Raw genomic sequence first — 12,463 nt, forward strand, 5'->3', positions numbered from 1 at the left:
CCCGATGCCCTCCACCGTCCCGGTCTGGATCGACGATCCGACCAACGCGGCGATCCTCGCGGTCAGCGAGGATCGCCTCCAAGGTTTCCAGCTCGACCCGTTCGGCGAGATCGCCGAGCGCAGCGGCGTCGACGTCGCCACGGTCCTCGAGCGGGTCGTGGCGATGCTGCGCGCCGGCACGATCCGCCGCGTGCGCCAGACGCTCATGGCGACCAACTTGGCCGAGGGCAGCCTGTGCGCGTGGCAGGTGCCGGCCGACCGGCTGAACGACGCCTTCGCGTGGCTGTCCGACGTCGACCCGTTCTCGGGCCACGTCGTGATCCGGACCACCGACGCGGCGACGGCCGGTTCCAACTACCGGCTGTGGACGACCCTCAAGGTGCCGCAGGGCTACGACATCGCCAAGTACGTCGCGTTCCTCGCGCAGCGCATCGGTGCCGAGCACTACCGCCTGATGCCGGCGAAACGGCTGTTCGCGCTGGGCGTGGGGCACGTGCGGCGGCGCGGGATGGAGCCCGGCGCGCGCGCCGACGTGCTGGCCGAGGCCAAGGACACCGAGATCGTCTCGCTCGACCCGCTGGAGTGGCGCGTGCTGACGGCGATCAAGCGCGAGTTCGCGCCGGACGAGATCGTGCGCGATCTGTGGGTGCCGCGGGCGGCGGCGGCGGGCGTCTCGCTCGCGGAGTTCGAGCGCGTCGGCAAGGCGCTCGACGCCAAGAAGGTCATCGGGCGTTTCTCGACCTTCCTCGAGCACGTCAAGCCCAACGCCGCCGCCGGCGGCGCCAGCGTGACCCGCTACAACGCGCTCTTCCATTGGAAGGTCCCGGTCGGGCGCGAGATCGACGCCGGTCGTGAGGTGGGACGGCACTACATCATGACCCATGCCTATTGGCGCGAAGGCGGCGCGGAGTTTCGCGGCGTCAACGTCATGGGCGTCGCACACGGCACGGAGAAGGAGACGGTTCTGGCGCACAAGGCCGCGATCGATCAGCACCTGCGGGAAGCGGGGATCGACTTCGACTACACCAACGTCTTCTGGGGCGGCCGCAGCGAGATCAAGCCGTCCGAGATCGCACCGCAAGCCTTCCGCGACTTCTGCGCCGCGCAAGGGGTCGACCCGGAGACGATGCGTTGATGCGCGCGCGCCGCGCCCTCGCGCTCGCCGCGCTGCTCGCGCTGGGCCTGGGCGGCTGCACCAAGGTCGGGGAAGGGACCACCGGCGGCAACGCGATGAGCGACACCAGCCATCCCAACGTGCTCTCGATCTCGACCGCCGAAGACCCGAAGAACCTCAACCCGGCGCTGGCGACCTCGCAGGCCGTCGGGACGCTCTCGGCCTTCTTGTACCAATACGCGGTGCTCTACGACGACCACGCGCGGCCGGTTCCCGACGCCGTCAGCGAGGTGCCGACCATCGCCAACGGCGACGTCTCCAAAGACGGCTTGACGCTCATCTACAAGATCCGTCCGGGCGACAAGTGGAGCGACGGCGTCCCGGTGACGTGCAGCGACTTCCGCTTCACCTGGCAAGTGATGATCAACCCGCGCAACAACGTCAACACGACGGAGGGCTGGCGGGACATCAAGGACCTGGACTGCCGCAATCCGGCCGTCGCGGTCGTGCACATGAAGCGCGTCTACGCGCCGTTTCTGCAACAGCTGTGGGGCGTCAACGGCAACGGTCCGATCATGCCCGAGCACGTGCTGGCCAAGTACAACGATGCCAAGGGCAGCTTCAACACCGCCTCTTACAACTCGGGGCCGCAGGTGACCAGCGGGCCGTATACGTTCCTCTCCTGGGAGCGTGGCAACGCGATCCGCATGCAGGCCAACCCGAACTTCGTCTTCGGCAAGCCGAAGATCGACGAGGTCGTCTACAAGATCATCCCCGACCAGAACACGCTGGCGACGCAGGTGCAGACGCACGAGGTCGACGTGGCGTGGAATCTGCAGCCGGCGTCGATGGGTTTCCTCGGGCGCGCGGCCGGCGTCAAGGTCGCGACCCCGGTCGTCTACGTGTTCGACCACGTCGACTTCAACTTGCGCCACCCGCCGTTCAACGACGTGCTGGTGCGCCGCGCGCTGACCTACGCCATCGACCGCAAGTCGCTGCTCGACAAAGTGCGTCTGGGGCTGGGCGAGCTGAGCAACACCTTCCTCGATCCGACGCTGTTTCCCAAGATGCAGGATCCGAAGGTGATGACGTATCCGTACGATCCGGCCAAGGCGAAGGCGCTGCTCGACCAGGACGGCTGGCACGTCGGTCCGGGCGGCATTCGCGTGAAGAACGGCAAGCGGCTGAGCTTCCAGATCTCGACCCAGGTCGAGTCCGATCAGGGCAAGCGCGTCCAGGCGCAGCTCCAGGCGTACTGGCGCGCGGTCGGCGCCGACGCCGAGGTCAAGAATTACCCGACGCCGATGTTCTTCGACAACACGGCGAACGGCATCATCCAGGGCGGCAAGTCCGACGTCGTGCTGTTCGCCTGGACGGCGGCGGCGGACATCGACAACAGTGCGATCTACTCCGGTGACGACTTCGCGCCGCACGGGCAGAACGGGCTGTTCTGGAACAACCGCCGCGCGACCGACGCGATGAACGCCGCCAACCAAACCGTCGACGAACCGAAGCGGATCGCGCTCTACCACATCGTCCAGGAAGAGTTTGCGAAGGACGATCCGTCGATCATCCTGTGGTTCCGCAAGGACGCCGAAGCGTATACCAGCGCGCTCAAGGGGTTCCAGCCCACGCCGGTGATCACGACGCCGTTCTGGGACGTCTGGAACCTGCACTACTGAGCGTGCGCGCACTCGTGCCGGCGCTGGCGAGCCTGGTTTTCTTCGCCGGCACGATCGCGCCCGCGGCGCCCGGCGAGCGGGCGCGCCACCCGTGGACGATCCCGCACGTCCTGCGCTACGCGACCGGCGAAGACATCGTCGGCCTCAATCCGCATCTCGCCCAGCAGCTCACGCTCTCGTACCTCTCGTCGTTGACGATGGCGTGGCTGCTGCGGTACGACGAGCACAACCGCCCGGTGCCGGAGTTGGCGCTGGCCGTCCCCTCGCGCGCGAACGGCGGGATCTCGGCCGACGGGCGCACGTACACGTACCGTCTGCGCCGCGGCGCGCGCTGGTCGGACGGGGCGCCGTTCACCGCCGCGGACGTCGTGTTCTCCGCCCACGCGGTGCTCAACCCGTCGAACGACGAAGGCACGCACGTCGGGTTCGACCACATCGAGACGATCGAAGCGCGCGATCCGTACACGGTCGTCGTGCGGCTGCGCAGCGTCGACGTGGGCTTTCCGGTCAACTTCTTCACCTCGGCCGGGGCGAATCCGTGCGTCCTGCCCGAGCATCTGCTGGGGAAGCTGCCCAATATCAACGACGCGCCCTACAACGCGCTGCCGGTCGGGATCGGTCCGTTCAAATATGCCTCGTGGCAGCGCGGCGACCGCGTCGTGCTCGTTCCCGATCCGCTCTACTTCGGGCGCAAGCCCAAGCTGCAGCGGGTCGAGTTCCAGATCGTCACCAGCCGCGACACCGCGCTGACCCGCCTGCGCACGCACGAGATCGATCTCTGGCTGCCGGTGCCGCCGGCCTATTACGACGACGTGCGCGCGATCCCGGCGGTGGCCGTGCTGCGCCGTCCGTCGTACGGCTACGAGCACCTGGATTTCGAGCTGCAGCACCCGCCGCTCGACGACGTGCGCGTGCGCCGCGCGCTGCGCCTCGCGCTGGACCGGCCGACGATCCTCGCGAAGGTCCGGCACGGCGTGGGCATCTTGCAAGAGACGCCGTTCGCTCCCGGGCACCCGTACCACGTCGATCTGCCGCGCGTTCCGTACGACCCCGCCGCGGCGAACGCACTGCTCGACCAAGCGGGTTGGCGGCGCGGCTCCGACGGCGTCCGCGTGCGTGACGGAAAGCGCCTCGCGCTGACGCTCACGCTGGCGGCGGGCAGTCCCGACAGCGACGCCATGATGGAGCTCATTCGCACCTGGTGGTCGGCGGTCGGCGTCGCGATCGACGTCAAGCACTACCCCTCGCCGCTGTACTTCGCGCCGTTTCAGGCCGGCGGGGTCCTCTACGCCGGCAAGTTCGACGTTGGTTACTTCGCTTGGTACACGGGGCCGAACGGCGACGTCAGTAACCTATTTGAGTGCAAACGCGCGCCGCCGGCGGGACAGAACGTCATGCGCTGGTGCGACGCGGCCGCCGACGCCGCCATGGAACGATTCAACGCGAGCGACGACGAAGCGGTCCGCCGGGCCGCCGCCGACACGCTCCAGGAGCGGTTGGCGGCCGAGGTCCCGACGATCGTGACGATGGCACGGGAAGACGTCTTCGCGTACGACGACGACCTGCACGGGTTTCATCCCAACAACGTCTCCGCGTTCGACGATTTGGTCGACGCCGACATCTAGGAGAGCACGGACCTTGAAGCGATCGTTCGCCGCCATCATCATCGCCACGGCGCTGGCGGGCTGCACGCAGAGCGGCAGCCCCGGCTCGACGGGAACCGGTCAGACCGGTGCCGGCGGTGAGCACCTGTGGACCGAGCCGCACGTCCTGCGCTACGCGAACGCGGAAGACGTCGCCGGGCTCAACCCGCACCTGGTCCAGCAGACGACGCTGGGCTACATGTCGTCGATGACGATGGCGTGGCTGGCCAAGTACGACCGCGACAACAAGCCCGTTCCCGAGCTGCTGACGGTCATCCCGACGCAGCAGAACGGCGGGATCAGCAAGGACGGCAAGACGATCACCTGGCACCTGCGCAAAGGCGTCAAGTGGTCCGACGGGCAGCCGTTCAGCGCCGACGACGTCGTGTTCTCGACCAACGTCGTGCTCAACAAGGCCAACAACGAGGTCAGCCGCGACGGCTGGGATCTGATCACGAAGATCGACGAGCCCGACAAGTACACCGTCGTCTACCATCTGCGCAAACCGTACGCGTCGTATCTCCCGACGTTCTTCGGCTCGGCGGGCGCGAACCCGTGCATCCTGCCCAAGCACCTGCTGGGGAATCTGCCCAACATCAACAACGCGCCGTACAACGCGCTGCCGGTCGGCATCGGACCGTTCCGCTACACCAAGTGGACGCGCGGCGACTCGGTCGAGATGGAGGCCAACCCGTACTATTTCCGCGGGATGCCCAAGCTCAAGAAGGTCATCTTCAAGGTCATCCCCGACCGCAACACGGTGCTGACCCAGCTGACGACGCACGAGATCGATCTCTGGCCGTATGTCCCGGCGTCGTACTATCCGCGCGTGCAGGCGATCCAAGGCGTCGCGACGCTGCGCGAGCCCAGCTACTACTTCAGCCACCTCGACTTCCAGAACCAGCACCCGGTGCTGGCCGACGTGCGCGTGCGCGAAGCGCTGCGGCTGGCGATCGACCGCGACAACATCCGGCAAAAGCTGCGCCACGGGCTGGGCATCCTCCAAGAGACGCCGGTGTCGCCCAAGAACCCCGCCTTCGATTCGCACATCCCGAAGGTGCCCTTCGATCTGGCGCGCGCCAACGCGCTGCTCGATCAGGCCGGTTGGCGGCGCGGCGCCGACGGCGTGCGGACGAAGGGTGGCAAGCGGCTCGTGCTCGACTTCGCGACCTCGGCCGGCACGCCCGACACCGACTCGATGATCGAGCTCATCCGCGCCGACTGGCGCAAGATCGGCGTCGCGATCAACGTCCAGCACTACCCGTCCTCGCTGATGTTCGCGCCGATGGCCGAAGGCGGCATCGTGCTCAAGGGCAAGTGGGACATCATCGTCTTCCAGTGGGGCGGCGACACGATCGGCGACCTCTCGAACCTCTACGAGTGCAACCAGATCCCGCCCAACGGCCAGAACGTCGTGCGGTACTGCAACGCGCAGGTCGACGCGGCGATGGAGGCCTTCAAGGGCATCTACGACCCCAAAGCCCGTCAGAAGTATGCCGACATCGTCCAGGAGCACATCGCGAACGACGTGCCGACGGTCATCATGTGGATCGGCGAGGACATCTACGGCTACAACAGCGACCTCAAGAACTTCCACCCCAACCAGGTCTCGCCGTTCGACGACATGATGAACGTCGACATCTAGGTGGGTTCGGCTATGCCGAACCCTTCGCGGTCCTCGCTGCGCTGCGGTCCGCCAAGCGGAGTGTTAAAGCCCCACCAAGGATGAGGCAACCCAGCAGCGGGAGCGCGCGCAGCGCGCCCCACTGCGGCCGCCGCGCGTCCAGGCCGGCGGCGCGCTGCTCGTCGGCCCACAGCGCACCGGCGTCCGCGCCGGCCGGCGCGCGATAGCTCGCGCCGAGCGCGTCCGGCCACACCGGCGCCGGCGCCGAGCGCGCCAGCGGCACGGCGAGCAGCGCTAACAGCGCCAGCGTCGCGACCGGCGCGAGGTCGGCGGCGCGTACCCGTTCGCGCCCCAGCGCGACGAACGCGGCGGCGACCGCCAGACCTTGCGCGAGGATCGCGAGCTGCGCCCCCGGGCGCTGCGCGAGGCCGAACGCGTCGGTGAGGATCAGCGTCAGGGCGACGCCGGTGCAAGCGCGCAGCGGCCCGCGGGTCGTGCGTGCCAGCACGAGCAGCGGCAGCAGCTCGATGGCGAAGTCGTGCTCGTGGAAGAACGGCACCGCGAACGGCAGCGCCGCCAACGCCAGCAGCGTGCTCTCGAGCGCGCCGGCGCGCGTACGCACGATGACCGCGACGAGTGCCGCCGGCGCCAGCACGGCGCACAGCAGACCCAGCGCGTTGGCCAGCGATGCCGGCGCGCCCAGACTCCAGGCGATCGCGCCCGGCGTGTACTGGATGGCGTCGAACCGCTCCGCCGCGCCGTGGCGGCTCAGCACGCGCAGATAGCCGGCCAGGTCGGGCGACGCCCACCCGGTGAGCAGCGCGAACGCGCCTAGCGCGAGCGCGATCGCCGTCAGTGCGCGCCGGTCGCGCAACCGCGCCGCCAGCGCGAGCGCCAGGTTCGGCTGCACGGCCGCGAGCAGCGCACCGAGCGCGGCGGTTGCGACGTCGTCGCGCTCGAGCGCCCACAGCGCGAGGGCGATCCCGCCCGCGGCGAGCAACGCCGATTGCCCCAGGCCCAGCGCGCTCGTCACCGGGCCGGCCGTCAGCGCCAGCGCGAACGCGGCCAACAGCGCGCGCACGCTGCGGGTGCGGACCAGCGCCAGCGCGACGAGCACCAACGTCGAGAGCGCCGCGACGAGCAGCCCGCTCCACACGCGCTCCGCGGTCGCGAACGGCAGCCGCGCCAGCGCGCCGAACAGCGGCAACGCCGCGGCCGGCCCGACGTAGGGCAGCAGCTCGTCGCGTTGCGCGCGCACACCGGGAATCGTGCGCTCGACCCGCCAGAGCTCGCGCGACCACGGGTTGCCGCCCGCGTTCCAGGTCGCGCCGGCGGCGTAGTACGCCTCGAAGTCGCGGCCGTACGGGCCTTGCGTCGGCGGCGGCGGTACGATCAGGAACGCCAGCGCCGCGGCGAGGACCGCCAGCGCTAGCGCCGCGCTACGTGCCGGCGTAGAGGCCGAGCCGCTCGATCCGGCCGTGGTTGCCCATGACGTAGGCGACGCCGCCGGGAAAACGCGCTTCGAACACCTCGGCGTAGACGACCGGCGCCGGACCGCCGACCGCCGGACCGTAGCGTTCGTCGAGCGCGGCGGTCGAGGCGCCCAGCGCGACGTCGCCGGGTGAGAAGCGGAAGCTGCCGTAGTCGCGCGCCGCCAAGCCGGGCGCGCGATCGGCTTTCGGCAGATAGTACTCGGCCGCGACCAACACGTCTTTCGAGTAGAACAGGCTCAGGAAGTTGCGCGCGCCGCCTTCGCGGGCGGCGTAGCTGTGCCAGCCGCGCATGGGGTATTGGAAGGCCACGCCGTAGGCTTTCTCGACGTCCGCGCGCGTCGTCGTGCCGACCGCGAACACGAGCTGATCGCTGGTCAGCACGACGGGGCGGTCCAGCGGCGCGGGCGGCACGTTGGCGCGGGCCCGCGAGCGCTCGTAGACCTGCGCCAGGATCTCGACCGCGCGCTGCATGGCGAAATCGGGCGCGCGCCCCTCGTCGTCGTCCTTCATCGCGCGGCGGTGTTTTCCACGATCGTCGCCGAGGCACCGGCCAACGCGATCAACCCGGTGGCGAAGTACGCGATGCCGGTCCACAGCCGCTGTCGCGGGGTGAGCCCGGAGGCGCGCGGATCGATCTGGCCGTGCCAGAGCGCGCGCAGGCGCGGGTACGCGGCGAAGCCGATCAGGACCAGGAAGATCAGGCTGAACGCGCTGTGCGCGAAGAAGATCATGAACAGCGCGAACAGCGGAATCCCGACGTACCACAGGCGCGCGTCGATCGCGCCGGCGATGGCGCCGCCGTCGAACGGCGGCAGCGGGATCAAGTTGAAGAAGTTCAAGAAGAAGCCGATGTAGGCGCACGCGATCCAGAAACGCTCACCGGTCTCCAGGCCGTAGATCCAGCACACGGTGGCGGCGCCGATGCCGAAGATCGGCCCCGCGATCGCGGCGGCGACGTTCTGCGCGGGCGTTCCGCCCGGCGCGGCGGTGAACGCGCCCAGCCCCGGGATGAAGACCGGCAGCCGGGCCGGGACGCCGAAGTTGCGCCAGGTGAAGTAGTGGCCCAGCTCGTGGACCAGGATCATCGCCACGAACACGATCGCGATCTTCCAGCCGCCGAACAGCGCGGCGTAGAGTAGGATCGAGGCGAACAGCGACCCGAAGCTGATGAGCTTGGGGACGAAGATCAGGAACTTGAGGCCGCCCAGCGCGAGCAACCCGGCTTTGATCGCGGCGAAGAACTTGGCGACCAGCGCGGCCAGTCCGAGCACGGCGCCGCCGGCCGTGCGCGCGGCGCCGCCTTGCTTGCCCTGCCGAGGCTGCTGGAGGCGGTCCTCGGGCGGGCGCTGGTCGTCGTCGTACATCTCCCGGTGATTCTCGCTCCGCCCGTCCCGCTCCGTGAATGGCGGCCGACCTTTCCCGCCGGCACGCTGCGCTCGATCTCGTTGCACTGGAGCGGGGGCGACTACGCGGCCGTCTTTCCGGCATACCATTTCTGCCTGACCGGCCCGCAGGACGTGGTCGTGCACCACACGCACGACCTGCGCGACAACATGCGCGACGTGCGGCTCGCGCCCGACGAGCCCTACGCCGCCCATACGCGCGGCCGCAACAGCTGGTCGATCGGCCTGGCCGTCGCGGCGATGCGCGACGCGCGTCCCGACGACTTCGGCGGCGCACCGATCACGGCGGCGCAAGCGGAGGGTCTGTGCGTGCTCGCCGCGCGGCTGGTGGGTGCCTACGGCATCGCGCTCGACGCCGTGCGCACGCACGCCGAAGCGGCGCTCGAGGACGGCTACTTCGGCGCGGGCGAGGGCGAGCGCTGGGACATCGCGCGCCTGCGTGCGTCACCGCTCCCGCTCGAGCCCGCCGAGGCGACCGCGACCGGCAACTGGTTCCGCACCCGCATCGCCGCGTTGCTCGCGGCCCCCGATGCCCGCTAGGCTCGTTAGCGCGGCGCTGTGGGCGCTGCTGGTGCTCGGCGTCCTGCTGATCGTCGCGATGGTGTGGCACCCGTGGGTGACGCCGTGGACCGGAGCACCGTCCGCGCGCTGAAGCTCTCGATCGCGCGCGAGAGCTCGGAACCGGCAGCCGTGTGACCGGGTCGGTGGGAGCGTGAGTACGAGCACGCCTGCCGCCGACGGGCGTCCGCGCATCGTCATCCTCGGCGGCGGCTTCGCCGGCGTCTCGGTCGCGGAGCGGCTCGAGCGGCGGCTGCGCCCCGACGAGGCGTCGATCGCGCTGGTGAGCCGCGAGAACTTCACGCTGTTCACGCCGATGCTGCCCGAGGTCAGCTCCGGCGAGCTCGAGCCGCGCCACATCGCGACGCCGATCCGCGCGCAGCTGAAGCGGACGACGTTCGTGCTCGGCGAGATCACCCGGCTCGACCTGCGCTTGCGTGAGGTCGACGCACAGCACGTCATCACCGGTGCGATGACGCACCTGGCGTACGACCACCTCGTGTTGGCGCTGGGGAGCGTGACCTCGACGTTCGGCATCCCCGGCGTCGAGGAGTACACGCTCCCGCTCAAGTCGCTCGAAGACGCGGAGGTGCTGCGCAATCGCATCGTCGCGGCGCTCGAGCAGGCCGTCGTCACGCCGCCCGGCCCCGAGCGCGATCGCTTGCTGACGTTCGTCGTCGTCGGCGGCGGGTACACCGGCTGCGAGTGCGCCGGCGAGCTGGTCGACCTGTTCCGCTCGATCGTGCCGTTCTATCATCCGCTGCGACTGGTCGACGTGCGGATGGTGCTGATCGAAGCCGGTGCCTCGCTGCTGCCGGACTTGCCGCCGCAGATGGGGCGCTACACGACCCGCAACCTGCAGCGCCGCAAGGTCGAGCTGATGCTGGGCGACGGCGTGACCCGCATCGACCGTCATGCCGTCGCGCTGCAGTCGGGTCGCATGGTGCCTTCGGCGACGATCGTGTGGAGCGCCGGCGTGCGGCCCTCGCCGGTGCTCAAGGATCTCGACGGCGTCGTGCACGCGCGCAACGGCGGCATCATGGTGCACCAGGACTTCGTCGCGCTCAATCGGCCGGAGGTGTGGGCGCTGGGCGACTGCGCCTGGATCCCGACGGTCGCCGACGCGCAGCAGAGCAATCGCGGCGATTGGTATCCGCAAACGGCGCAACACGCGATTCGTGAAGGTCCGGCGCTGGCCGACAACCTCGTCGCGACGCTGCGCGGCCAGCCGACCAAACCGTTCCACTTCACCGCGCTGGGCACGATGGCGTCGCTCGGCGCGCGCACCGCCGTCGCGGCGCTGCCGGGCGGGATCGTGCTGACCGGCTTCCCGGCCTGGTTCTTATGGCGATCGTACTATCTGGTTCGACTGCCGGGGCTCGACCGACGGTTCCGCGTCGCGATCGATTGGACGCTGGGGCTGCTGTTCCGGCGCGACATCGCCGAGCTGCGTCTGTACACGCAGCGTACGCGGGATGACGCCGCGATCGGTGAGCGCCGTTAGGCAGACGCGATCAGCGCGAGCGTTCGATCGAGCACCGGCTCGCGGCCGGCCGCCACGTCCGCCGGCGTCGTCCGTACGACGACGTCCGGCACGACGCCCTGGCGCGGCGGCTGCGGCTTGGGCGGCAGGAAGACCTTGGTGGTAAAGTAGGCTTTGAAGCCGAGACCGGGCGAGGTGAAGGTGTAGACCTCACCGGTCGAGTCCACCGGCTCGCCGGTTTCCTCGCCGACGATCGTCGCCAGACCGTAGTCCTTGGCCGCCAGCGCGCACGACATCGCCGAGGAGAACGTCTGCGGCGAGATCAGGAGATAGACGGGTCCCGTGTAGCGGCTCGGCACGTCGCGCGCCGGCGTGAAGAGGTCGTCGTTCGGCCCTTCACGGATCGGAATGATGGTCCCGTCAGGCGCCGACCACGCGCGGGCGCCGTAGATCTCGACGTACTTGTCTTCACCGTACTCGCGCTTGAGCCGATCGCACGCTTTGACGATGACGCCGCCGAACTGCTTGAACGGCTTGCTCGAAACGGCCGTCCAGAGCTCGTCGTTCAGGCGGCTGTCGCCGCCCCCGTTGCGGCGAATGTCCACCACGAGTGCTTTGATCGACGCGTCGTGCATGGCGGGCACCGCTTCGGTGAGGAATCGCCCGAAGCGCGCGAACCCTTCGCAGCGACGGTAGTCGAGATAGCCCACGCCGCCGCCGGCGATCGTGCCATAGGTGTACGGCTCGGACGTCGTCGTCGTCGCGCGCGAAGGTGCCGTCGCGAGGGAGACGTCGCGCTCGTGCACCGCGCCGTCCGACTTCCAGACGACGTGATAGGTCGGTCGTTCGCCGAAGAGCGCGAACGACACGGCCGACCCCTCCGTCGAGACGCGGGTGCGGTGCAGGCTCTCGGTTTGGCCGCCGAGCGCCGCGAGCGCGAGGTGCACGTACTCCGGCGCGGCGATGCCGTCGATCGAGACGATCTCGCTGCCGCGCGGAATCGTCGCGCTCTCGTCGACGAGAACGACCAGCGCGTCGTCCGGCGCGAGGGCGAAGCGCAGCGGGAAGCGCCGCGCCGCCGCGGCGAGTAGGCCGTCGAAGCCGAGCGAGACGTGGCCGTCGTTCAGGGCGCCCAGCACCGGTGCGATCGCGAGCCACGCTTGGCGGACGGTGAGCGGCACGCGGATCGTTTCGCGCGTGGAGCGATAGAGCGCTTCGACGGTGGCACGGTCGGCGGCCAGGAACGGATCGGCCCCTACGTCGAGCAGCGCTGCCCAGATGGCGTCGAGGTCGGCGCGGACGACCTCGGCGGTGAACGTCGGCTCGGCGACAGCGGCAGCCGCGCCGAGCAGCGGCGCGATGCCGAGCGCCGCCCCGATCCGCAGGAACGATCCGCGCTCCATTCGCATGCGCGGCCCTTCGCGCGCGGCACGGCGAGCTACTGTGGGACACCCCTTGACAGA

11 protein-coding genes are annotated in these 12,463 nt (G+C 69.6%); 7 read left to right on the forward strand and 4 right to left on the reverse strand.

The window, feature by feature from the left end; all coding sequences use genetic code 11:
* Nucleotides 1-4: 4 nt before the first annotated feature.
* Genes VMD91_14715 through VMD91_14730 form a run of 4 tightly spaced genes read left to right on the forward strand, consistent with a single transcriptional unit; the run spans nucleotide 5 to nucleotide 6,084 of the window.
* The gene (locus VMD91_14715) at nucleotides 5-1,135 is read left to right on the forward strand and encodes a hypothetical protein (protein ID HTW85320.1); all 1,131 of its coding nucleotides are present in this window, start codon (nucleotides 5-7) and stop codon (nucleotides 1,133-1,135) included.
* Nucleotides 1,135-2,796, forward strand: coding sequence for a peptide ABC transporter substrate-binding protein (locus VMD91_14720; protein HTW85321.1), 1,662 nt, complete (start codon nucleotides 1,135-1,137; stop codon nucleotides 2,794-2,796). Before VMD91_14715 ends, VMD91_14720 begins: the two co-directional genes overlap by 1 nt.
* 2 nt (nucleotides 2,797-2,798) lie before the next feature.
* Nucleotides 2,799-4,421 (forward strand): peptide ABC transporter substrate-binding protein, encoded by a 1,623-nt coding sequence (locus VMD91_14725; GenBank protein HTW85322.1) that lies wholly within the window; start codon nucleotides 2,799-2,801, stop codon nucleotides 4,419-4,421.
* Between the two features lie 13 nt (nucleotides 4,422-4,434).
* Nucleotides 4,435-6,084, forward strand: a complete 1,650-nt coding sequence (locus VMD91_14730) for a peptide ABC transporter substrate-binding protein (protein HTW85323.1) — start codon at nucleotides 4,435-4,437, stop codon at nucleotides 6,082-6,084.
* A 10-nt stretch (nucleotides 6,085-6,094) separates the two neighbouring features.
* Here the strand turns inward: VMD91_14730 and VMD91_14735 are convergent, their stop codons facing one another.
* From VMD91_14735 to VMD91_14745, 3 genes are all read right to left on the reverse strand, one after another.
* Nucleotides 6,095-7,321: a glycosyltransferase 87 family protein gene (locus VMD91_14735; protein HTW85324.1), complete on the reverse strand. Its 1,227-nt coding sequence runs from the start codon at nucleotides 7,319-7,321 to the stop codon at nucleotides 6,095-6,097.
* Between the two features lie 181 nt (nucleotides 7,322-7,502).
* Entirely contained in the window at nucleotides 7,503-8,066 is a 564-nt protein-coding gene (locus VMD91_14740; protein ID HTW85325.1) for a hypothetical protein, read from the reverse strand.
* Entirely contained in the window at nucleotides 8,063-8,920 is an 858-nt protein-coding gene (locus VMD91_14745; protein HTW85326.1) for a site-2 protease family protein, read from the reverse strand. The genes VMD91_14740 and VMD91_14745 overlap by 4 nt, the downstream gene beginning before the upstream one ends.
* A 6-nt stretch (nucleotides 8,921-8,926) precedes the next feature.
* Here VMD91_14745 and VMD91_14750 point away from each other — a divergent pair, with 6 nt between their 5' ends.
* Genes VMD91_14750 through VMD91_14760 form a run of 3 tightly spaced genes read left to right on the forward strand, consistent with a single transcriptional unit; the run spans nucleotide 8,927 to nucleotide 11,021 of the window.
* A complete protein-coding gene (locus VMD91_14750; GenBank protein HTW85327.1) occupies nucleotides 8,927-9,499 on the forward strand; it encodes a hypothetical protein in 573 nt (190 codons plus the stop codon).
* Complete coding sequence (locus tag VMD91_14755; protein ID HTW85328.1) at nucleotides 9,489-9,611, forward strand: hypothetical protein; 123 nt, start codon at nucleotides 9,489-9,491, stop codon at nucleotides 9,609-9,611. The genes VMD91_14750 and VMD91_14755 overlap by 11 nt, the downstream gene beginning before the upstream one ends.
* 60 nt (nucleotides 9,612-9,671) lie before the next feature.
* On the forward strand, nucleotides 9,672-11,021 hold the full coding sequence (locus tag VMD91_14760; protein HTW85329.1) for an NAD(P)/FAD-dependent oxidoreductase: 1,350 nt from the start codon (nucleotides 9,672-9,674) through the stop codon (nucleotides 11,019-11,021).
* On the opposite strand, the gene VMD91_14765 is transcribed toward VMD91_14760, so the two are convergent.
* Complete coding sequence (locus VMD91_14765; GenBank protein ID HTW85330.1) at nucleotides 11,018-12,409, reverse strand: S41 family peptidase; 1,392 nt, start codon at nucleotides 12,407-12,409, stop codon at nucleotides 11,018-11,020. The two genes, VMD91_14760 and VMD91_14765, sit on opposite strands and share 4 nt — an antisense overlap.
* Nucleotides 12,410-12,463 lie beyond the last annotated feature (54 nt).

The organism is Candidatus Sulfotelmatobacter sp. (assembly GCA_035504415.1).
GTDB lineage: Bacteria > Vulcanimicrobiota > Vulcanimicrobiia > Vulcanimicrobiales > Vulcanimicrobiaceae > Vulcanimicrobium.